Source organism: Chitinophaga sancti, assembly GCF_034087045.1.
In the GTDB taxonomy this organism is placed as follows: Bacteria; Bacteroidota; Bacteroidia; order Chitinophagales; family Chitinophagaceae; genus Chitinophaga; species Chitinophaga sancti_B.
In genome coordinates this window covers 7,443,440-7,466,201 of sequence record NZ_CP139247.1, presented here as the reverse complement: position 1 = coordinate 7,466,201, position 22,762 = coordinate 7,443,440, and the positions used below count along the sequence as shown (strand labels likewise).

The window sequence follows — 22,762 nt, the reverse complement described above, 5'->3', positions numbered from 1 at the left end:
ATTTATTTCTGATCGCGAACAATAGTGATGAATCCTTTAAATGTATGATGTCCTGAAGGGAACGTTACAATGTAGTAGTAAGTACCTTCGGCCAGCGGAGATCCATTAATTGTAGCGTCCCATTCATTCTGATATCCTTTTTTGTGATATATCAACCGGCCTGTGCGGTCATATATTTTCACCTCATTATCAGGATAACTGTCAATATTCCGGATCACCCATTTATCGTTAATACCGTCGCCATTTGGTGTCAGCAGGTTTGTAGCATCCAGTTTATAATCATCTGTTACTGTGATAACGATAGATCCCTGGGCGGTACAACCTCCGGCTGTTACTCCATTTACAGTATAGGTAGCCGTTGCCTGTGGGCGAACATTTAAAGTAGCGGTGTTTTGTCCGCCAAGAATGTTATCAGCATCCTCCCAGGTATAGGTTGCAGCTCCTGTGGCAGTGAGATAGATGGTAGCACCCTTTGACACGGTAGTACCCTGATCGCTGCTGATGCTGAGAACAGGAGGAACGGATACGTTTACAGTAAATTGTGTACTGATTTCATCAACACCGCCATTGGCAGTCCCCCCGTTATCTTTCACGGTTAATGTAACAGTAGCGTTTTCTGTCACATCCGCTTTCAGCTCATAGCGCAATGTTGCAGTCCCATCACCGTTGTCTGTGACAGTCTGTGTGGTGAATGCATCTTTGTCTGCCGAAACAGTAAGTGTGGTGGTTTGAGCGATCTCTGGTCCTGCAGAGATGCCGGTGACCGTAACAACCTGCTCACCACCTGCGCAGATTGTCTGATCCGTCACTGTGCCTACTGTCGGCGTTTCGTTCACATCTTTCAGGAAGATGCTGACTATGCCTGCAGCGCTTGTATTATATCCATCGCTGACAGTTACAGCGATATTGAACTGAGCAGTTTTTTCGAAATTGAATTCGTCAGCATCGTTTACAGTTAATTGTCCGGTTGTGGCATCGATAGCAAATGCGGGCACATTATCATTGTCTGTATCTGCATTTTGTGTGATCTGCCAGTTTTTCAAGGTACTGCTATTGTCTGTTGCCACTATAGTACCAATGATCGTACTACTGTTGCTGTTTTCAAACAAGCTGAAAGATTGGCCGGCAGTCACAATAGGAGCTGAAGCATCTACCAGCACAGCATTCAATGAGGCGACGTTGTTGAGTGCAGGGAGCAATTCGTTGCCTGCCAGGTCGGTGATCTTACCTGCAGGAACGCTTAGGGGGCCTGTTACAGCAATGCCATCATTGTCGGAATCACCGTTGACTACCGTGTAATTGAATACCAGTTGGGTAGCGCTACTGCTTACGAGTGTCGCATTTACCTGCATGGTGCCGATCGTCACGGGCAGAGTTACGCCTGTAGGGTCTACTGTTATAGTCTCATCTACATTTACGTTGAAGCTAAGTATTTGTCCGGCATGATAAGTGCCATCGGCAGGACCCGTTACGTTTACTACGGCAGGTGCTTTGGTATCCACATATACAATTCCCGGCGTAGTCGCGTAATTAATAGTAAGATCCGCAGCGTTACCAGCAGCATCTTTGATAGTGCCCATAGCAATCACTGTTCCGATCCCGATTCCATCAGTATCATTATCTCCAGCCTGCACGGTGTAACGGAATGTGAGTGTGTTAGTACCGGAACCGCTTATATAGGTAGCATACCCGGATGTGCTTCCTATCAGTAGACTGATACGTGGCGTACCTGTTACGAGCACACTTTCCTGCCAGGTAACGGTAAGATCAATGTTTGTACCTTCTTTATAGTATCCTGGCGTAACGGTTAAGTTATTTATTGAAGGAGCCACTGCATCTACAAGTATACCCGTGGTATTGCCAGGAGTAAATGTAAGTACGGTATTGTTGCCAGCAATGTCTGTGATTGTAGTAGTGCTCAATTGTAATTGTCCTATTCCTATTCCATCAGTATCCTGTTGTCCTGCCAGTATGGTATAGTGGTAAGTCACACTTGTGGAAGTGGATGACAGGAAGGTGGCATTTACAGTATTGGCCCCAACCTGTATGGGCAAATATGAAGCGGCACCAGTGAGCGTTATTGCTTCACTGAAATTGACTACAAATTTCAGTTCATCTCCTGTTTTATAGGTGCTGTCAGAGGGTAAAGTAACCGCAGTGACTACGGGTGCTATACCATCTATCTGAAGATTTTTATTAGCAGATAATGAACCTGTGGCGCCCGGTGCTGGCAGGTCTAACAATGCATCTTTACTGCTGGTATTATTCTTAATTGTACCACCGCTTAATGCATTCATTGAAGTATAATCCAGGTCGGCAGACAGGTCGCCGCTTTGTACAGTATAAGTGAATTGCAGCGTATCTGTGCCTGTACCTGCAGCATAAACGGCATTTTGATCGACAGTACCGGTTTCCAAAATTAACACCGGCGTGCCGGTTACAATTACTTCCTCGTTAAATACAACTTTCACGGTAATGATATCCCCTGTTTTATATACCTGATCCAGGTTAGTTGAAGTGACGTTGATGATGAATGGTTTTAATGGTCCGACTGCAATATCAATTGTTTTGGTATCCGTTTTTGATCCACCGCTACCTGAATTACCCTGGTCATTAACTGTGATCTGTAAGGTAGCGGTACCTGTATAATTACCTGTTGGAGTGTATATAATTGTGCTTAAAGCGTTGTTGATATCTGTAAGTGTACCAGAGAATGTGTTCGTAGCATCGGCGGTGCCTGAGCCAATCAAAAATACCAGTCCGGCTGTAGACGATAACGAGATCACACCGTGGGTGACAGTCATTGTTACCTGTACGGAATTTGATCCTGCATCCACGTCGGACACAGACACTTCATTACTGATAACAAGATTAGTGTTCAGGGCTACTGTTTTGGCAGCAGGTACGGTAATTACGGGTGAATCATTGACCGCTGTAATATTGAAAGAAATTGTTTTGGTACTTTCCTCACTGCCTGCATCTCCTGAAGTACCCGGATCTTCGCCGGTAAATCCACCATCGTTGATTGTAATAGTCAGCACTACGTTACCGTATGTATTAAGAGCACCTGTAAATTTTACGCTATCGCTTGAAATATAGGTATTGATATCAGCAATAATTCCTTTAATAATGACGGAATCATTCGCTGATGGAACGATCGTAATTCCGGGAGCAGGGTTCGCTGACAATGTACCAACGGCGGAATTAACTGACAATATTACTGTAACCGCATTGCTGTCGGCATCTGGATCTGAAAAATAGAAACTATTGATAGCTGTAGGTATATCTTCCTGTCCAGCAGCCTGGGTTGTAGTCGTAATTACAGGCGTAGCATTCACGCTTTTAATTACAAATATCAATTCTGCGGTATCACAATTAGAAGGTATGCCATTATCACAGACCTGGTATTGCAATTTATCTATACCGCCGAACGGATTAAAGGGCGTATAGGTAAATGAACCGTCTGCATTAAAAATAACAGTACCGTTTGCGGCCGCGAATATAAGAGAAGCAGTTAGTGCATTTCCCTCATTATCAGTATCATTCGATAATACATTGCCGGTAATCGCGGTATTATCATCCCCTGTATAAACATCATCTACTGCATAAGGAGGTGTATTAACGCTGTTTATTGTGATGGTACAGGTAGCGTTTGCACATGCACCCTGCGCATCGCAGTTACTATATACAAATTGATCTGTGCCACTAAATCCCTTATTGGGATAATAGTCAAAACTACCATCAACAGCCAGTCTGAGGATGCCGTGAGCGGGTGCCGTAACCAGCGATGCCTGATTGAAAATGCGGCTTGATCCGCTATTAGGATCATTGTCGTTACTTAACACCCCAGTAGTTTTGCTTACATATAGCGCTACATCCTGGTTGACAGTGTAATTATCATTGGCTGGGGAGGGCGTAACGTTAGCGCCTCCTATAAAGAAGAGTGCTTTCGCTGCACCGGAACAGGCGCCGGCAGGATCACACAACTTATATGTAAAACTGTCTAATCCTATATAACCAGCGTCAGGTGTAAATGAAAAACTACCAGAGTTGCTGAGAGATAAGCTACCATGCAGTGGTAGACCGACAGGACTAAATGTAGTGGCATCGCCATCAATATCGTAATCATTCGCTTTGAGACCTGGGGCGGTTTTAGAGATGACCTGATCCATAGCGCCAACATAATATTCATCATTAGCTATTGGGGTGTGGTTAATATTGATAAACGATACCGTAATGTTAGCAGGAGTACTTATACCACCATTCCCATCACTTAAAATAAACTGAATGATACGTGTGTCCGTAGAGGGCCAGTAGCTGTAATTGTCATAGTAGGTAATACTCTGCAATAATGCATCAATAGCCGTGGCTGTGGCATTGCTGTTAAACCGGATTTTCATGTTCCTGCCTGATTTGCCACCCGAATATGCGGCGATTTGGGTGCCTGCATAATAGACCAGGTTTGCGTTGACAGTAATTTGTCCGGTAGTTTTGATACTGATTTCATCTTCACTGAATCTCGTACTGTTGGTAATAGAAACAGTCAACATTCCATCGGTAAAGTTATTCGCGGTTCCGGCTGTAACATTTGCATTGCTGCCTGCATCCAGCAGAACGGGGGCTCCTGCTACAGTAAAAGATACTGCGTCGCCATCCAGGTTAGCAATTGCCGGAGGGGTAATCGCATACCCTTTGGGCGCCAATATCAATAAAAATAGAATAAGGAATGTAAGGGTAGCTTTTTTATTCATAAATATTGGTATAAAGAAAACAGATGGCAGGCAGCGTAGCTGGCATGCTTACTAAGGGTATCAAATATTGTTGTGGTTAAAATATTTCAGAATTTGTGTTGTGTCTCTAGTTTATAGCGATTTTTTAGTCAGATTTAGCGCTATAGGTGGAGCAAATATAACATTTAAATACCCGGTGTTTCTAAAATTTAGAAGAAAAAATGGGACAATAATAAATTCAGGATCTTATGGTGACATCATTCTGTGTAATCCAAAAGATCTCCTGGCTGGCAATTCAATACCCTGCATAGCGCGTCAAGCGTTTCCAGTCTGATCGCTTTTGCCTTACCTGTTTTTAAAATGGAAAGATTTGACATAGTAATGCCGACTTTTTCACTTAGTTCTGTCAGAGACATTTTGCGCCGGGCCAGCATTACGTCTAAGTTTATTATAATCGGCATAATTATACAGTTAAGTTGTTTTCTGTTTGTAATTCTACTCCGCGTTGAAAAATTGCCACAATTATCCATGTAATTGAACCAATGATAAATCCACTACCTATCTCTGAAACCAACTTAAATCCCATTGTCGGCATTTGTTGATGCAGATATTGATTGAAAATGATATAATTTATCACATTTATTAAATCAGCCGTTATAAATACAGCCGCCACATATTTTAAAAGTGGTACAATCTTTCCGGCGAATGGAGCTTTCAGCTGGATTTCTTTTAGGATCTTTCTGAACGTCCAGAGGGTAAAGATACCTAGTAACAGGTGAATGAAAGTAATGAGCATTGTATAATATCCAAATGGGGTAGATGGATTGATCTGCACATAGTATTCATTTTGCAGTAACTGGTAACGCAGCTGTTTGTCAGCTGAATATTGGATTTCAGTCTTGCCTTTGCTTTCACTAAAGGACATCACCTTGTAATTGTTGTTTTTGAACATTGGCGTATTAAATGATTTACTGCCGGTTGCATTCATCAATGAGAAGAATAGGAAGACTGTTGTTATAATTAAGAGAAAATAAAAGCCTATAGTGGTAAGCACTTTAAAAGTAGCGATAATGTATGTAGGTTTCATGAGGTGGTAATTTCCAACAAAGGAAATTATAATTTATTACTTCTCAAAATAAATTTATTGAGTAGCAATAAATATTTACTGAGATAAATAAAATGGAGGCATGTTCGAGGCCATGATCCGGGGGGTAAAATTCTTGTTTGGCCCTCTGCAAAAAGAGTACAATACAGTTACCAGGCATAAGGCATACCATACGTATTTCATAATTTATTTGATCAGCAGCCACCTTTGCGAGGGACACGTTTAAAAATTACTTTACTATCTCGTTCTGCATATTCACCCGATACTATTGGGTATAAATACTTGGGTGCGTACGATACGTAATGGCTTCTTATAATTATCTTGTCGTTAACTTTCAGGCTATGCAATTGTTCAAGTTGAGACTTTTCCGGATCAAATGTTACAATGTAATCGACACCATTAATCCTGGCCATCACACCGAAACCTAATCTTGATCCTGGCGGAAGAGAAAGAGAGGTTATAATAGCCTCCATATTTGTAAAATTGATTATATGTTTCTTTATTTTAGCAGCACCGGCATACACATTTTTACCTGCGGGAGACGCTTCCCATTTTTTGAACTTTACACCCTCAGGGGTAGCCTCCCATTTCTTCAGTTCGGATTCCCTTTCAGCAGCTGAGAGGGATTTTGGGGTTGGCCTTTTAGAAGTTTCATTTTTAATTTCGCGATTAGCAAATACCAGTCCGCTTACTACAACCAGCAGTAAGATCAGCGCATAAATGACTTTTTTCATATTTTTTGTAGGTTTAATCAACATAGATCTATCTGCTGATAAATCAGATTCGTTTAAGGCATTTTTTAGATTTTTCATATCCATTTAAATTTGATGCAACAAAAATACTTTGATATGTTTCAGCCTGACGAACTTGCATTGTAAATAAAAATGTAACCTTTGTAAATAAATTGTAAATGGTATGTTTTATGGCCGAAATTTACTTTCCGGGAGGCGCAGGTACCTGTGGGGAGTGATATTACTCTCGCTTATCTCTGTGATTTGCGCGGCATTCATTATGACCGGCAGTGACGATTTTGATCTCGCCAGGAGAGAAGTTTTGCTTCGGAAGATAGGAGATGAGCTACTCACCCAGTCGGGCGACAGTAAATCAAGGGTGCTCCCGGTAATAAAGATCGCGGAAAATGAGTACCAGATCAGGTTTGAGAATGAGTTTACTTTTCAACCGGACTCGCTGGTGAATACTACCCGGCGTTTGTTGGCCAAAGACCCTCTCGCAAGTGATTATGTAGTTAACGTTCTGAACTGTGGCAACTCCAGTGTAGCCTATGGATACGCTATATCCAACAATAAAAAGGATGATATTGTAGCTTGTAGAGGGAGGGTGCAACCCAAAGGATGTTACATGGTCAACTTTAAATTTAAACCGACAGGAATAAATACGGCAAATGGATATCTTCTGGGCAGCCTGTCGGTTTTGGCGTTTGTTGGTTTTGTTTTTGTTAGATCGGTTAAACCGAGAAGCACCGTGCCTGTGGCTCAAAATCCAGACATGTTAACTTTGGGCTCGGTGTTGTTCGATGCGAAGAACCGGCAATTGACAATAAATGAGAAAACTATAGACCTGACTGGAACTGAAGCACGTCTGCTGCTTATTTTTGCCTTGTCTCCTAACCAGACAATAGAGAGAAGCCGGCTGCAAAAAGAGATATGGGAGGATGAAGGTGTTATTGTAGGGCGTAGCCTGGATATGTTCATATCAAAACTTAGAAAAAAACTGGAATTGGATCCGAATATCAAAATTGCTGTTGTACGCGGCAAAGGATATAAGCTTGAGATTAGCGCTTAAGATGCGGGGAAAGAGGGATTCGCCGCCCCAGACCCGTTACCGTCTAAATCTTTTATGACATGACCTCCGGATTCCATCTTAAACTTCCCAAATACAAAAAGGCCTTCAGATTTTTCACCTGACCAATTCCGCTGCTGCAATATGTTTGACACATTCCTCTATACTGCTGCAATTGCATCTTTAGTTGGCATTGACAAGCTTCATTTAGCTGGGAGAACCATTATCAGATTGATCATTTTTAATTTTGATATTAAATTCGGGCACTTCATAGTTCTTGTCTAAATAGTCCTTTGGAATAGTTGTCATATTACCATCCCGCAATTGACGATAATGAGGAGATAATATTTCTATCCCTGCTTCATTACAGCAATCCTGTATATTTTTATGTAAATCAGAATATATATTGGCTTGTTTGTTTGCCTCTTTAGAATATCCATTTATCTGATAAGAAACGTAAAAGTCGTCAAGCCCGGTTTGCAACACAAAAGGAGTGGGGTCACTGAGGATCATGTCAGTTCTTAATGCTGCTTTTATCAGCGCCTGGTGAACCTCTTGCCATGGTACATCGTATCCAATAGTAACGGTAGTATGCAGAATTAACCCTTTATCCTCAGGTTTGGTGTTATTGGAGTAGTTAATCGTATTACCCGATAAAACAGCAGAGTTGGGTAAAGTTACATCTTCATTTTTGATAGTTCTGATTCTTGTAACCAGCATCGTTTTTTCAATTACATCTCCTGTTATTTCCCCGATTGTTATACGGTCACCTATTTTAAATGGACGCATGTAAGTAATCACTAAACCTGCAACCATATTTGAGATAGCACTGGATGATCCAAGCGAAAAAATCACACCTACGAAGACAGAGACGCCCCGAAATGCGGCAGATCCAGATCCAGGTAAATATGGAAAGATAAGAACTAACATGAATGCATACAGCATGAATTTAGTAATGTTGAAGGTCGTTTGTGCCCAATCGGCATGAAAACCGCTAATGGTAATATTACCCTTATCAATTTCATCTACAAAATATTTCAACACTTTTATAGCATATCTGAAAAGGAAATATATAACCAGTATAGTAAACAAATTAGGCAGGAAGTGCATGATTCCATTTAGTGCAGATTTAGTAGGGGTGAATATCCATTCCAGTAATTTCCCTGTCCAGGTTTTAGTTTCGGGGAAAATATTAAATAACAGTGGAAGTGAAAGATATATTGATAGTATAATAACAGCAACCCTAAGTATATTCTTAATTTTTATAGCAACCTGTTGAAGTTGTTCGGCACTCAGTATTTTTATTTTCCGGAAGGTCAATCCTTTTAAATACCGGTCCTTCTTTTGATTTAATAAATTTGTGAGATGCTTGAAAATCTTATTGATTAGAAATATCAGAATAGCTAACCCTGCAATAATGATCAGGACAAGTGCGAAATGTTTGAGCCATGTATCGAAGCTGTTTGCCTTTTTTTCAGCAATAATTGATTTTTTAATTATGTCCAGGTATTCATTCGCCAGCAGCTTCTGCCCTTTATTTAACCAAAGAGCATCAAGACTGGTGATAGATAGTACAAGCTTCTCATTATTATATAAAATATCATAACTGTCATCTGATTCGCTTATTTTCAAAGAATCTGACTGGAAAAATGGATCTTCATATAATTGTATTATTCTTTGATTAATGGCTACAGCCCTCTCCTGGGGGCTAAATGATCCTATTTTGGTGTAGATATAGAATAAAGTATCAGAAAAGGGGGCTACCGCAAAACGGGTGGCTCGTTTTTTTAGTTCACTTAGTCTCTTATATTGTGCTGCTTTTTGAATGGAATCCTGAATAGCCATTCGACTTATTTTATCTTCAAGTTCTTTTGTTTTTTGTTTATCATTTGCTGCAGATAAAAGATCTTTTTGCAATTGACTTTTTAGTAATGAATCTATTAGCTTTTGTTGCCGGCTCTGTATCAATAATTGCTCAGTTTCCTCATGTAAAGAATCAGCATACATGCTGTCTTTCGTCAATTTGCTTTGAGAAAAAGCAATCATTGAAAAAAGGCATACTATCGCAAATATGACGAATGATTTTTTGCTGTACATAATAACTGAATGACCTTTTATGAACAAATATTACTGAACTATTAACTTTATGGAATCTGCTTCTAATCTTTGTTTGAGCCAATTCTGCAACTTATTCGCATCTATCTTCCTGATAGGTTTAACAAATTTTGCTATAACAAGTGTGAGGGTATCATTCCTGAGGGAATCCATACTGTGAAAAACCACATTAGATAAAGTATAATATTTTATCTCAGGATATAATGATTTTAATTCTTCACGGATATCGGGCAATTGCTTTTCTGAATAAGATGATACAGTAACTTTTTCTTTTATAGCGGAATCTCTTTTAAAGACATCTTCAAGAATACTGGCTTTAATTTGGGTGAAATCAATTTCCTGTTTGGCATTCAAGCCTTGTCTCACTGAAAGTTTAGTGTTTTTAAGATGATATTTTTTCATTTTCCCTTTTATGGAGTCGATTGTTTCGGGGCTAAGATCTCTTCCTATAAGTAACAGGTCAATCTCATTTCCTTTGGGATTATAAAGGAACGATCTATTTACAATCTGTGTGTTTTTAAAATTGAATTCTTCCCTTAGAAAGGACCTTGCGTTATTCTCAAAGATACTTTTATCTACAATACGGTATGCCATAAAAATACTTGGTAATATCGTAATGATGATAGTGAGAAGAATATACCGGGATACTTTTTTCTCATATCCTTTATCCTCAAAGTGGATTTTTTTGAATTTTAGAAACCGGACTATTAAAAATGTACTTATGCAAATAAATACACTATTAATAAAATACAGGTATAGTGCGCCTAAAAAATAATAAAGGTTTCCTGAAGCCAATCCGAACCCTGCGGTACATAATGGGGGCATCAATGCTGTTGCAATGGCTACCCCGGGAATAACATTACTTTTTTCCTTTCTTGTCCCTGCTACAATACCTGCAAGACCACCAAGGAAAGCAATAAAAACATCCCATAATGATGGGGTCGTCCTGGCAAGCAACTCACTTTGTGCATCATGTAAGGGTGTTATCCAGAAATAAAAGGTAGAAGTGGAGATAGCAATGAAGGTAGCAAGCAGTAAATTACGACTCCCCTTTTTTACTAACTGAAAATCATTCGTTCCGATGCCAAGACCAATTCCCATTATTGGACCCATTAGCGGAGATATAAGCATCGCTCCTATAATGACAGCAGTGGAATTAACATTAAGGCCTATCGATGCCATGAAAATGGCAAATATCAGCGTCCATAAATTAGCACCGATAAAATCAGAATTTTTCTTAATAGTGAGCACAACGTCATCCTCATTTGCTTTATCCAGATGGAGATTAAACCTTCTGCGAATCGTAACTTTTAATATTCTTATAAACCTCAGTTCTGTCATATTCTTGTTATAAGCATTCTCTGGTAATATATACGTAACCGGTTTACATTTGTTTTTCGTGGACCTGACCTTTCCTTAATATAACAATTCCGGCAATGCCTGCTATTATTGAGGCCAGGAGAATGCCATATTTAGAATGGTCAATCATTATCTCATCATTAAAGGCAAGACCTGTAACAAAAAGAGACATGGTGAAGCCTACCCCAGCCAGCATTGCGATGCCGGATATATGTTTCCAGGTTCCCTGGTTAGGTAATTCAGCTAATTTAAAGTGGATCATCAACCAGGTAAAAGTAAGTACACCTATAAATTTACCTATAAGGAGACCTGCGGCTACACCCATACTGACTGGATTCATGAGAGAAGAAAAGAAATTACTACCGATATGCATGCCTGCATTAGCCAATGCAAACAGCGGCATAATTATAAATGCTACCCATGGATGTAACGCATATTCAATCTTTTGCAGAGGGGTTTCCGCATCAAGGCATAATTGTTTTATTTTCTCAATAGTTTGATGTTGTTCCGTTGTAATAAGAGATCCATTCTGAGGAATAGATAATTTAAACTCTTCTGAATGTTTATTTATTTTATCCAGGTATTCGTTCTCATCTATTTTTGTTCTTGCAGGTATCATAAATGCAACGAGTACGCCTGCAATAGTTGCATGAACGCCAGAGAAAAGAAATCCTCCCCATATAGCTATGCCTACAATAAGATAAAACAGGGTATTACGAATACCAAGAAAATTGCCTGCTCCTAGTAATAAGAGCAATATACCGGAAATAACTAATGGAGCTACGGCTATTTGTGCTGTATAGAAGAACGCTATTATCAGAACAGCCCCCAGATCATCAGCCACAGCAAGCGCAGAAAGAAATACCTTGACAGATACCGGAATATGTTTTCCGGCAAGAGATAAAAGACCAAGTGCAAAGGCTATATCAGTAGCCATAGGTATTCCCCAGCCGTTTTCAGATGGAAGGCCTTTATTAATTGAGTAATAAATAATTGCAGGAACTAACATTCCTCCCAAAGCAGCCATCATAGGAAGAGATGCTTTCTTCATAGATGAAAGTTCGCCGGCCATAAATTCCCTTTTTAGTTCCAGTCCAATTACAAAAAAGAATATAGCCATTAAACCATCATTTATCCAGACATGAAGCGGTTGGTCAAGTTCTTTTCCTGCAAAGCTAACGGCGAATTTTGTATCCCACAGATTATGATAAGATTCCTGCCATGGAGAATTTGCCCAGACAATAGCTAACAATACGCTTACAAAAAGAATAATTCCACCTGTAAATTCCTGATGTATAAATCTGTTAACAGGTTGAAGTAGTTGTTCAATAGGAGATTTAGCCATATATTTTATTGTGTTATATGAAAACATCAGATTAAAGATACTCAAACATCTTAAATCGGCCCGAAAATAAGGGATACACTATTTTTCCGGCATTATTGTGTTAATTTAGAATCATGGCTGTCTAAAGGCTAAAGAAATACCTGTATGAAACATCCTAAAAAATTAAGTGAACTCGCCGCTACAGCAATTTGTGGAAATGATATTACTTCGTCATGCCTGTATGTATCTGCTCTTACTATTATCTATGCGGGACAATATGCCTGGCTGGCATTACTTATTGTGGCAGGAGTATTGTTTCTCTTCCGTAAAATATATAGTGAAGTGGTAGGTGCACTTCCATTAAACGGGGGAGCTTATAATGTTCTGCTAAATACTACCAGTAAAAGTAATGCATCCATTGCAGCATGCCTTACTATACTATCTTATATGACGACCGCGGTAATATCTGCAAGTGAAGCTATGCATTACCTGCATGGTATTTTCCCGTCCGTTAATGTTATTTTAGCAACTACCTTACTGATCACCGTATTTCTGCTATTGGTGATGTCAGGTATAAGTGAATCCTCGGTTGTTGCGATTATCATTTTTGTATTGCATATATTGGCCATGTTAACGCTTATCATTAGTGGCATATGGTATGTTACTTATCACGGGCTGAATATTGCAAAACTTAATTTTCATACACCAATGAATGGTGGCTTTGGGGTTGCTTTGTTTTTAGGATTTAGTACTGCAATGCTTGGGATTTCTGGTTTTGAAAGTTCTGCTAACTTTGTAGAAGAACAAAAAAACGGAGTATTCAGAAAAACCCTGAGAAATATGTGGGTAGCGGTTACTATTATTAATCCGCTGATGGCACTTACGGCAATAATGGTTCTCCCGATTTCGGATGTTATAAGTCATGAAGAAGCCTTGCTCTCTTACCTGGGAAATAATACAGGTGGGCACTGGCTTCAAATATTCATTTCAATTGACGCTGTACTGGTATTAAGCGGAGCGCTCCTTACTTCATATGTTGGTGTCAATGGATTGATAAAAAGAATGACACTTGACCGTATTTTACCACAATTTCTGCTGAAAGAAAATAGAAATGGTAGTACTCCAAGAATATTGATTCTATTTTATTTACTTTGTTTGTCAGTACTGTTTATTACTCATGGGGCGCTAGGCCCTCTTGCAGGTGTTTATACTATTTCGTTCCTACTGGTAATGATCTATTTTGGATTTGGAAATTTCCTGCTAAAAATTAAAAGAAGCCGGTTGCCCAGACATGAAAAGGCAAGCACCTTTTCTGTTGCTATCGCTATTTGCGCAGTAGCTGCTGCCCTTTATGGTAATATATCTTTGCATGCAGGTTACCTTATCGTCTTCCTGCAGTATTTCCTGCCTTCCATCATAATTATATTTCTACTCTTAAATAGGAATGAAATTCTGAAGTACATGCTAGTTGTAGTGGATAAGTTTTTTATAAAATTAAAAAATGCAGCAGCTATAAGCAGATTCCATCTTTCCCGAACATTGAAGAAATTGCAGGAGCAGGAATTTATTTACTTTACTAAAGGGGACGACATTTCAATATTGAATAAAGTAATGATCTATGTGCAGGAGAATGAAATTACAAGGAAACTTAAAATAGTTACTGTATTAAATGAAAGCATTAGAATATCGGATCATTTTCTAAGCGATCTGGAAGTATTGGATCGGGCATATCCAGATATCAAAATAGAATATGTACAGGTACATGGTACATTTTGTCCTGAAATGATTGAAAAGCTAAGTAAAGAATGGAATATTCCAATAAACTTTATGTTTATAAGTTCACCTAGTGACCGTTTTTCTCATCGGGTTTCAGATCTTGGAGGAGTGCGCCTGATTATCTAATTTTAAATTAATCACTTCCGACTATCTATTAATTAAAAAATATACATGAGCATACAGGAGATTTTAGCTATCACAATTGTACTCACAGCCATATTTGCTTACATTAATCACCATTTCATCAAATGGCCACCTACCATAGGAATAATGGCGCTATCCTTAATGTCATCGATTGTGCTTGCTTTTATGGGAGGCGCTCATTCTGTATTATCAGAGAAGGCCGTTCAACTTGCGGAATCTGTTGATTTTAAGGATCTGCTGATGAATTTTATGCTAAGCTTTCTTTTATTTGCTGGCGCGATACATATCGATGCACAAAAATTGAAGCAGGAAAAATGGGCTGTTATGCTACTGGCCACATTGGGGGTACTAATTTCTACTTTTATTATTGGAGGTCTTGTGTGGTATCTTTTTGGATTATTCAAGCTGCCAATTTCTTTTATATATTGTCTGCTTTTTGGGGCTTTGATTTCTCCAACAGATCCTATTGCTGTACTTGGAATTCTAAAGAAGACCAATATCCCTTCTTCACTTGAAAGTAAAATTTCCGGGGAGTCGTTATTTAATGATGGAGTGGCAGTAGTGATATTTATCAGTATAGAAGAGATTGCACGTTCCTCAGGGGGAGAGTTTTCAGCATTGGCGATTGGACGTTTATTTCTCGAAGAAGCTATAGGAGGTGTGTTGTTTGGTGCACTGCTGGGATATATGGGATATTATGCCTTGCGTTCAATTGATGATTATAAGGTAGAGGTGTTAATTACTTTAGCTATTGTGATGGGCGGTTATTTTTTTGCAGATCACCTGCATGTGTCAGGGCCACTGGCAATGGTTGTAGCCGGTATTATTACGGGTAATAAAGCAAAAAAGGAAGGAATGTCTGACTTGACGCGTGATTACCTGGGGAAATTCTGGGAGTTAATTGACGAAATTTTAAATGCCATTCTTTTTTTATTAATTGGTATGGAAATGCTGATTGTAAAGGTGAATACAACTATATTTATAATAGGAGTAATATGCATCCTGATTGTACTTTTTGCCCGCTGGGTATCAGTTATTTTCCCCGTGTTTTTACTGCGTTACAAGATAAAGTTTGAAAAACATGCCGTGGCTATACTTACATGGGGAGGACTTAGAGGTGGAATTTCAGTAGCACTTGCACTTTCACTTAGTCCATTTATGCACCGTGATGAGTTTGTTTTCATTACATATATTGTTGTGGTATTTTCAATTCTTGTACAAGGCTTAACAATAGGCAGATTTGCAAATAAATTACAATAATGAGCTCTTCACTTAGATTCATGGCCCTATAATTGAGCGCATATTGTGGATAATCTAACCAACTAATCCAAAAATATGTAAAGATGAGTTATAAAAGATTTTTCATTACGCTGGGCCTTTCGTTTATAATTATGTATGTGGTAATGTTTTTAAACGTGGATGAGGTCAGTCATGTTTATTTAAGCATTACCCGGCTCTACATGACAATTCTGATGGTTGCCCCAATGGCATTGATTATGCTATTAATGATGGGTAAAATGTACGCGAACAAAAAACTTAATTATAGGATTCTTGCTTCCAGTGCAGTTATATTTATAATTGTACTTGTTATGTTAAGAAAGCAATTTTTTATAAGTGATGCCGAGTACATGAGGGCCATGATTCCCCATCATTCTTCTGCGATCCTTACAAGCAAACATGCGGATATTCAGGACCCGGAAGTAAAAAAATTATCAAATAGTATTATAGAATCGCAGGAGAGAGAGATTGCTATTATGAAAGCGAAGTTAAAGGAAATGGAAAACTAATTTTAAGACACAGGCTATAAGATGGTAACCAATAGCTTTTGAAAAAAAAGAATTTGATCTTATATGTTATCCTCTATTAATAATATAGTAATATTTTCTGCATTAAAGTACTTGTAAATAAGGAAGATAAATGGTAAATGTTGTGCCTTCTCCTTTTACAGATGTGACTTTCACTTCACCCTTGTGCAGTTTGATGATTTGTGAGGCAAGTGCCAGACCCAGCCCAAAACCTTTTACATTACTCCTTTGCTGAATTCTGTAAAAGGGTTGAAAAATATTTGCCAGTTCTTTTTCTTCCATTCCGATTCCTTTATCAACAATTGTAATAACAAATTCTTCCTCGTTTAAATAGAGAGTTACTTCTGCGTGATTATCATGAGAATATTTACAGGCGTTTAAAACGATATTTGATATGGCGGTAAAAAGCAATTCTTCATTCCCGAATACCAGCATTTTTTCATCCTGTTCTGGTAGTTCCGGAAAATGAAGTGCAACACTATGGTTTTTCGTATTATTCTGTATTTCGGCAGGAAGACGCATTAATACTTCGTCTATACGAACGGGGTCCAATCGGAGACCACCTGCATTACCTGAGGTAGTTGCAAATTTTAACAGGGTCTGCACGAGATTATTCATGTGTTGTACATCTTTCAGTACCTGAGTCATAATACGTTGATATTCTTCTTCACTACGATTGCGCTGGAGAGTTATTTCAACCTGGGTAGAAATAAGCGTTAGTGGGGTAGACAGCTCATGTGAGGCGTTCGAAATAAAACGTCTCTGGAGCTCAAAACCGTTTTTTAATCTGTCAAGCAGACGGTTAAGTGTTTCAGAAAGCCTGTACCATTCATCTTTACTCCCAGTGGTATTAATACGCCTGTCCAGATTGTATGCGGATATATCATTTACTTCTTCAGTAATCTTCCGTATTGGCTCCAGTAGCCCCCTTGAGAAAAAGAGTCCTCCTCCGAATGATAATAAGGTGCCAGAGATAAAACTGAAAATTAGAATTTGTCCAAGTTGTTCAAGTGCTTTATTTCCCTCACCATCCTCGGCAGCAGAAATGATAATGTTGCTTTCCTGATTTTCCTGGGCATAGTATGCTACCGCTTCCTTATTGCCGGCTGTAAAATAAAATGTCTCCCGTTTTCTTGCTTGCTGTAGTATTTCGTAACTCACATCCATTGTGTCTCCAGGAATGTCACTATAATAATATATCATCTCACCCTGGCTACCATACACCTGAACACATTTTCTTTTTAAAGATAGTGCAGTCAGAGAATCAATACGGTGCATGAGGCCTTTATTAATCTGACCTGAACTTTTAAGTAATCTGGCAGTAGTAATAGCCCGATTGGTTAATCGCGTTTTTATAGTATTTAATCTTACAACAGCAGAAAAATAATAGATGGCAAAGCAGACAATTCCAAGAATGATCATTGCCAATAATGTGAATAGGTAAGTAATACGTAGACGAATAGGCATATATTACTTAGTTTCTTTCAAAATATAACCCAATCCCACCTGTGTATGAATAAGCTTTTCAGAAAAAGGCTTATCAATTTTATTACGCAGATAATTTATATATACATCAATTATATTTGTGTTTGTTTCAAAGTCAATTTCCCATACACTTATGGCGATATCTGCCCGGGATATAACCCTATTTTTGTTCCTCAAAAGAAATTCCAGCAATTGTGATTCCTTCACCGTCAGGTTGACCGGAGTACCGGCACGGGTTACCTCACGTGTATCGGCATTCATTATAAGGTCTCCTGCATGGAGTAAATTTCCAGTGGGCTGAACTGTATTGTTACTCCGTCTGAGTAATACCTTTATCTTCATCATCAGCTCCCTGAATTCAAAAGGCTTGACAATATAATCGTCTGCGCCGGCGTCATAACCTTCTATTTTATCTTCCAATGTTGAAAGAGCTGTTAGCATGATAATAGGTATTTTAGCATTTTCTTTCCGCACTCGTTTACATAACTCATAACCGTTCAGTCCGGGAAGGTTGATATCCAGGACCAGGAGGTCAAATTGTTGCTGATGAAACATGCCATAGCCTGTTTCTCCATCATATGCCACTGTAGCGTTGTATCCGTTTTCGAACAACCCAAAAGAAAGGGTATCAGCTATCCGGGGCTCATCATCTACCAATAAGATACGCATATTATTCATTGTCATGTAAGTATTCTAAATAATGCAATTTACAACTTAAACTTTCCTTCCGGACGATTATCCTCCCGCTTCATTTCTAATTTAATTCTAATGTCATCCTGGGGGAATACCTGGTTTAGTGGGGGATTTTTGATGCCGGTTAAGCATTTGTATACTGGTAGGATTGGACGAAATAAGGAATTCTAATCTTATTCTAATACGGACAGGGCATCCTTCTTTTCATATTTATGTAGGTTTGCGGATGCTGGATATGTGATGTATCAGGAAATTATATTACAGTTGGTGTAACTATTGGGATAAAGGTACAACTAACAGATACGCATCCCGTGACCATACAATCTCAGCGTCATACAAATCTATTTGTCATAATGGAAGCAGGAGAACTGAAAAATCTGGATATGATTACAATGGTAGATATGCTTGCGAATAAGACCTCTGATTATATGAATATGCTTAGGATAGGTGGCCCGGAAGAAGAGTACAGAAAATGTAAAGAGCTGATTAAGCTTTTAACAGAAGAAATAAAGAGTAGAAAGAATGGGGCGCTTGAGAAGTAATGCAGTATATATGAGGTTAATTGCCTCCTAAAATTACCTGATGAAGAATTCAAAGTATATACGTAAATATCATAGTTTCTTACGGTTTAAACAGGATTTTCAACGTTATAGTTTAAAAAAGGCAAGGAGTTACGAGGTTGTTTTTCATTGGCTAAGGAGTAAGATGAACCGAAAACAGTTTCTTATACTGTCAGGTATATTAGTTGGTATTGCTGCTGGTTTAGCTGGTGTAGGTCTGAAAATGTTAGTGCATTATATTCATTATGTGATTACGTATAAAGTACATTTTAGCACACAGGTAATATTTTATGCACTGTTTCCTTTTCTTGGTATTGTATTAACCACACTTACAGTATCGTGGTTTTTCAAAGGTGAGTCCCGCAAAGGTATACCTGCAATTCTTTATGAGGTTGCCCAAAATAGCAGTCTGGTACCATCGGTAAAAATGTATTCGCAGATCATACAAAGCGCTATTACTATAGGCTTTGGAGGTTCTGCAGGATTGGAAAGTCCAATTGCAGTTACGGGAGCTGCTATCGGTTCTAATTATGCCCGAACTTATCTTCTTGGATATAAAGAAAGAACCCTATTACTGGCAGCTGGTGCAACGGCAGGTATTGCTGCCGCATTTAATGCACCAATAGCAGGTGTGATGTTTGCTTTTGAAATACTCCTTACTGGTGTTGTTTTTTCAGACTTCATTCCATTGATATTGGCAGCCGTATGTGGTAGTTTGCTCTCTAAGATTATTTTGCAGGAGGATGTGCTTTTTCATTTTGAATCCCGTCATCCATTCAACTATCATAATGTGCCATATTATCTGGTATTGGGGATATTGTGTGGGTTTTATGCACGTTATTTTGTAGTAGTATCACAAAAGATTGAATATTTATTTCATAAATTATCCTGGAGCAAATTGCAGAAAGCCATACTTGGCGGTATTGTAGTATCCTTATTATGTGTTTTGCTACCTCCTTTATTCGGAGAAGGCTACTTATCTGTAAAGTCGCTGGCAAATGGAGATATCGGAGGTATAATGCAGCACACTCTTCTTCGGTTTATGCCATTAAAAGGTTGGATTATATTATTGTTTACGGGTTGTATCTGCCTGGTAAAGGTTTTTTCTACAGCCTTTACGATACACAGCGGTGGGAACGGAGGAAATTTTGCACCTTCTCTGTTTGCAGGCAGTTTCCTGGGATATTTTTTTGCAATGATTTGTACTCAGTTAGGTATAACTGACGTACCGGTAGTAAACCTGGTAATTGTAGGTATGGCAGGTGTAATGAGTGGCGTATTATATGCTCCCTTAACTGCTATATTTCTAATAGCGGAATCAAGCTCTGGCTATGACCTTTTTATTCCATTAATGATTGTAAGCACTTCATCTTATCTGATAGGCAAATGGTTTTCGCAAATTTCACCAGACCTGAAAGAGTTAGCAGACGCTGGAAAAATTTTTACTAATGAGCATGACAAGAATATATTATCTATACTTAAAGTAGAAGACCTCATAGAAAAAGATGTGCAGGAGATTGATATTCATTCTTCTTTACGACAATTGGTAGAACTGGTAAAATATGGTAAACGTAATATAGTTGCAGTAGTTAATCAGCATCATGTATTGGAAGGTATCATAACAATGGAGGATTTACGTCCAGTTATGTTTAATCATAATTTATATGATACTGTTACAGTTATGGACTTAATGAAAGAGGTGCCTGCTGCTATTCAATTAGAAGACAGTACGGTTAGCGTTTTACAAAAACTGGATGAAGTGAATGCCTGGGATTTGCCTGTTATAAAAGAAGGCCGCCTTATTGGGTTTATATCTAAATCAGATATTTTAAATCGTTACAGGCAATTACTACATGAATATTCTGATTTGGATAATTAATTACTGAACAATAGTAGGGGCTTAAGATTGCACGAATTATTTTATGGAGATCTTTGGGATATTCCAGGAGGAATCTATTATAACCAGAAAAAGCATCAACCTCGAACCGAAAAGATGAATAGAATATTTTCCTTTTTGCAGATTTGTCGGGCACTTCAGAAAAAAGCGAAACCCGACTTTCTGAGATTATTCTCATTAAGCCGGGTTTTGCCGACCAGACGGGACAGTTTTCGATTGCGCTGTGCAAAGTCCGTGAGGTGGGGATTTATAGATGAAACACCTCGAAATTACCCAGCAGGTACCTAATCCTGTCCTACAAGATCTAGTCAACCACCGGAAGCGAGTCTTGCGTAGTCATCAGAAATGATGGCACGAAGCGTAGACAGCGACTGCTGCAGGTATGCTACCAGAGCCTCGAAACTGTCCTGTACGTTGAAGCTTTAGTTGTTCGAAAAGCGAAGGCAATATCAAACCTGCTTTAAAGACGAGTGGGGGCGATTCGACCGGGGTCTGAGAACATATCAAAGGCAGACTGGGGTGATACGGGAACACAGGAGAGCCTAACGTTTCCAAATCGTGCACCCCATATTCGACGCGTACTTATACCCAAAGGAGAGGGCAAATACCGGCCGCTTGGCTTGCCTACGTTAGAAGTTAAATTACTTCAGACTTCGGTAACCCGAGTCCTGACACCAGTCTACGAGGAAATATTCTATCCATGTTCGTATGGTTTTAGACCGGGGAAATCTCAACATCATGCATTGGAGGAATTATCCAGAGAAGTAAGTGTAAACCGGATGCGCTATATAATAGACGCTGACATGCAAAACTACTTTGGCAGTATCAATCATCAATGTTTACGGGAGTTCCTTGACCTGAAGATAAAAGATGGCGTGATAAGGAAAATGATCGACAAGTGGTTAAAGGCCGGCATATTTGAAAATGGCCAGGTGATGTATCCGACAGAAGGAACGCCGCAGGGGTAAACCTATCCCCGTTGCTTAGCAACATTTATTTACACTATGTTTTGGACACCTGGTTCAAAGAGCAGATCCAGCCATTATTGAGAGGAGGCAGCTTTATCGTCCGCTTTTCGGATGACTTTCTGTTGGGTTTTACAAACAGGGAAGATGCTTTACGGGTGATGAAAGTACTGCCGAAGCGATTAGGGAAATTTGGCTTGCCCCTACACCTACACCCTGAAAAGACCAGACTAATTGACCTGGAAGAAGAAAAGAAAGGCGGAAATCATCCAATTAAAACGTTTGGCTTCTTAGGATTTACCCATTACATGAGTAAAAGCCGAAAAGGAAAACCAATTCTGAAACGCAAAACAAGCAGTAAGAAACTGAATCAAGCTTTGGAAACGCATAAGCGACTGGATCAAGTGCTACCGACATAAGCTTCCGATGAGGGAACTTATCGAAGAGCTGAACCAAAAGCTGCGCGGCCATTATGCTTACTACGGTATAACATTCAACTGTAGGAAGCTGCATACTTATTACAACCGGACAAAACATCTGCTCCATAAATGGCTCAACCATCGGGGCAGGAAACGTGTCTGGACATGGAATAAGATTGCGAAGCAGACTACAGAGTGGATGCCACTTATACGACCCAAGATCTATCACGGTTATCGATTAGCAAAACCGTAAATAGAGGAACCGTGTGCAGGAAATCTGCTCGTACGGGTCTGTGGGAGAGCGGGGAGGTAACAAACCGCTCTACCTGGCACCAGTTTATGGAGGATTTATCAACATTTGTGAATGTATGGGTGACATATTTTGCTTAACTCATCATTGGTAATTATGATATATCTATTAATTTAATTATTTTTTTGTCGGGGAATTTGAATACTGCTTTCCCCTCTAATTCAATCTTATACCCCTTTTTTTGAGTTCATTAGGTAAGTCAATAGGTTATTGAATTCAGTTTCAATTTGATTATTATTGCTAAAATTTGAAGACACCCATAACCTGAAAGTTGA

General features: G+C 39.0%; 16 protein-coding genes and 1 pseudogene. 8 read left to right on the top strand and 9 right to left on the bottom strand.

Features of this window, described 5'->3' with window-relative positions; genetic code table 11:
* Window positions 1-2: 2 nt before the first annotated feature.
* The 4 genes from SIO70_RS29825 to SIO70_RS29810 all read right to left on the bottom strand — a co-directional run bounded on the left by SIO70_RS29825 (window position 3) and on the right by SIO70_RS29810 (window position 6,647).
* Entirely contained in the window at window positions 3-4,751 is a 4,749-nt protein-coding gene (locus SIO70_RS29825; protein ID WP_320577066.1) for a tandem-95 repeat protein, read from the bottom strand.
* A gap of 236 nt (window positions 4,752-4,987) precedes the next feature.
* On the bottom strand, window positions 4,988-5,191 hold the full coding sequence (locus SIO70_RS29820; protein ID WP_320577064.1) for a helix-turn-helix transcriptional regulator: 204 nt from the start codon (window positions 5,189-5,191) through the stop codon (window positions 4,988-4,990).
* Between the two features lie 2 nt (window positions 5,192-5,193).
* Window positions 5,194-5,817, bottom strand: a complete 624-nt coding sequence (locus SIO70_RS29815; protein WP_320577063.1) for a DUF2975 domain-containing protein — start codon at window positions 5,815-5,817, stop codon at window positions 5,194-5,196.
* A gap of 212 nt (window positions 5,818-6,029) precedes the next feature.
* Window positions 6,030-6,647 carry a hypothetical protein gene (locus SIO70_RS29810; RefSeq protein WP_320577062.1) on the bottom strand — a complete coding sequence of 206 codons (618 nt, stop codon included), beginning with the start codon at window positions 6,645-6,647 and terminating at the stop codon, window positions 6,030-6,032.
* A gap of 103 nt (window positions 6,648-6,750) precedes the next feature.
* Between SIO70_RS29810 and SIO70_RS29805 the strand changes: the two genes are divergently transcribed.
* Window positions 6,751-7,638, top strand: a complete 888-nt coding sequence (locus SIO70_RS29805) for a winged helix-turn-helix domain-containing protein (protein ID WP_320577061.1) — start codon at window positions 6,751-6,753, stop codon at window positions 7,636-7,638.
* A 204-nt stretch (window positions 7,639-7,842) separates the two neighbouring features.
* Here the strand turns inward: SIO70_RS29805 and SIO70_RS29800 are convergent, their stop codons facing one another.
* The 3 genes from SIO70_RS29800 to nhaA are packed head-to-tail and all read right to left on the bottom strand — an operon-like array spanning window position 7,843 to window position 12,454.
* Window positions 7,843-9,732: a mechanosensitive ion channel family protein gene (locus SIO70_RS29800; protein ID WP_320577060.1), complete on the bottom strand. Its 1,890-nt coding sequence runs from the start codon at window positions 9,730-9,732 to the stop codon at window positions 7,843-7,845.
* Window positions 9,733-9,762: 30 nt separating this feature from the next.
* Window positions 9,763-11,091 (bottom strand): TIGR00341 family protein, encoded by a 1,329-nt coding sequence (locus tag SIO70_RS29795; RefSeq protein ID WP_320577058.1) that lies wholly within the window; start codon window positions 11,089-11,091, stop codon window positions 9,763-9,765.
* A 43-nt stretch (window positions 11,092-11,134) separates the two neighbouring features.
* Entirely contained in the window at window positions 11,135-12,454 is a 1,320-nt protein-coding gene (gene nhaA, locus SIO70_RS29790) for a Na+/H+ antiporter NhaA (RefSeq protein WP_320577057.1), read from the bottom strand.
* 144 nt (window positions 12,455-12,598) lie between these two features.
* On the opposite strand from nhaA, the gene SIO70_RS29785 reads away from it, so the two are divergent.
* The 3 genes from SIO70_RS29785 to SIO70_RS29775 all read left to right on the top strand — a co-directional run bounded on the left by SIO70_RS29785 (window position 12,599) and on the right by SIO70_RS29775 (window position 16,140).
* A complete protein-coding gene (locus SIO70_RS29785) occupies window positions 12,599-14,335 on the top strand; it encodes an APC family permease (RefSeq protein ID WP_320577055.1) in 1,737 nt (578 codons plus the stop codon).
* 45 nt (window positions 14,336-14,380) lie between these two features.
* Window positions 14,381-15,613, top strand: coding sequence for a sodium:proton antiporter (locus SIO70_RS29780; RefSeq protein ID WP_320577053.1), 1,233 nt, complete (start codon window positions 14,381-14,383; stop codon window positions 15,611-15,613).
* Window positions 15,614-15,696: 83 nt separating this feature from the next.
* On the top strand, window positions 15,697-16,140 hold the full coding sequence (locus SIO70_RS29775; protein ID WP_320577051.1) for a DUF305 domain-containing protein: 444 nt from the start codon (window positions 15,697-15,699) through the stop codon (window positions 16,138-16,140).
* 102 nt (window positions 16,141-16,242) lie between these two features.
* Here SIO70_RS29775 and SIO70_RS29770 read toward each other — a convergent pair whose 3' ends face one another.
* On the bottom strand, window positions 16,243-17,625 hold the full coding sequence (locus SIO70_RS29770; RefSeq protein ID WP_320577049.1) for a HAMP domain-containing sensor histidine kinase: 1,383 nt from the start codon (window positions 17,623-17,625) through the stop codon (window positions 16,243-16,245).
* A gap of 3 nt (window positions 17,626-17,628) precedes the next feature.
* Entirely contained in the window at window positions 17,629-18,312 is a 684-nt protein-coding gene (locus tag SIO70_RS29765) for a response regulator transcription factor (protein ID WP_320577047.1), read from the bottom strand.
* 377 nt (window positions 18,313-18,689) lie between these two features.
* Between SIO70_RS29765 and SIO70_RS29760 the strand changes: the two genes are divergently transcribed.
* The 4 genes and pseudogenes from SIO70_RS29760 to SIO70_RS29740 all read left to right on the top strand — a co-directional run bounded on the left by SIO70_RS29760 (window position 18,690) and on the right by SIO70_RS29740 (window position 22,430).
* A complete protein-coding gene (locus tag SIO70_RS29760) occupies window positions 18,690-18,878 on the top strand; it encodes a hypothetical protein (protein WP_320577046.1) in 189 nt (62 codons plus the stop codon).
* Between the two features lie 40 nt (window positions 18,879-18,918).
* A complete protein-coding gene (locus SIO70_RS29755; RefSeq protein ID WP_320577044.1) occupies window positions 18,919-20,775 on the top strand; it encodes a chloride channel protein in 1,857 nt (618 codons plus the stop codon).
* A gap of 488 nt (window positions 20,776-21,263) precedes the next feature.
* Window positions 21,264-22,177: pseudogene (locus SIO70_RS33580) on the top strand (reverse transcriptase domain-containing protein).
* Window positions 22,178-22,184: 7 nt separating this feature from the next.
* Window positions 22,185-22,430: a hypothetical protein gene (locus SIO70_RS29740; protein ID WP_320577038.1), complete on the top strand. Its 246-nt coding sequence runs from the start codon at window positions 22,185-22,187 to the stop codon at window positions 22,428-22,430.
* Window positions 22,431-22,762 lie beyond the last annotated feature (332 nt).

Coding starts and splice junctions, on each gene's coding strand:
- SIO70_RS29805 (WP_320577061.1), top strand. CDS start 6,751: ATGTTTTATGGCCGAAATTTACTTTCCGGGAGGCGCAGGTACCTGTGG.
- SIO70_RS29825 (WP_320577066.1), bottom strand. CDS start 4,751: ATGAATAAAAAAGCTACCCTTACATTCCTTATTCTATTTTTATTGATA.
- SIO70_RS29800 (WP_320577060.1), bottom strand. CDS start 9,732: ATGTACAGCAAAAAATCATTCGTCATATTTGCGATAGTATGCCTTTTT.
- SIO70_RS29770 (WP_320577049.1), bottom strand. CDS start 17,625: ATGCCTATTCGTCTACGTATTACTTACCTATTCACATTATTGGCAATG.
- SIO70_RS29780 (WP_320577053.1), top strand. CDS start 14,381: ATGAGCATACAGGAGATTTTAGCTATCACAATTGTACTCACAGCCATA.
- SIO70_RS29740 (WP_320577038.1), top strand. CDS start 22,185: ATGAGGGAACTTATCGAAGAGCTGAACCAAAAGCTGCGCGGCCATTAT.
- SIO70_RS29795 (WP_320577058.1), bottom strand. CDS start 11,091: ATGACAGAACTGAGGTTTATAAGAATATTAAAAGTTACGATTCGCAGA.
- SIO70_RS29810 (WP_320577062.1), bottom strand. CDS start 6,647: ATGAAAAATCTAAAAAATGCCTTAAACGAATCTGATTTATCAGCAGAT.
- SIO70_RS29755 (WP_320577044.1), top strand. CDS start 18,919: ATGAAGAATTCAAAGTATATACGTAAATATCATAGTTTCTTACGGTTT.
- SIO70_RS29820 (WP_320577064.1), bottom strand. CDS start 5,191: ATGCCGATTATAATAAACTTAGACGTAATGCTGGCCCGGCGCAAAATG.
- SIO70_RS29775 (WP_320577051.1), top strand. CDS start 15,697: ATGAGTTATAAAAGATTTTTCATTACGCTGGGCCTTTCGTTTATAATT.
- SIO70_RS29765 (WP_320577047.1), bottom strand. CDS start 18,312: ATGCGTATCTTATTGGTAGATGATGAGCCCCGGATAGCTGATACCCTT.
- nhaA (WP_320577057.1), bottom strand. CDS start 12,454: ATGGCTAAATCTCCTATTGAACAACTACTTCAACCTGTTAACAGATTT.
- SIO70_RS29785 (WP_320577055.1), top strand. CDS start 12,599: ATGAAACATCCTAAAAAATTAAGTGAACTCGCCGCTACAGCAATTTGT.
- SIO70_RS29760 (WP_320577046.1), top strand. CDS start 18,690: ATGGAAGCAGGAGAACTGAAAAATCTGGATATGATTACAATGGTAGAT.
- SIO70_RS29815 (WP_320577063.1), bottom strand. CDS start 5,817: ATGAAACCTACATACATTATCGCTACTTTTAAAGTGCTTACCACTATA.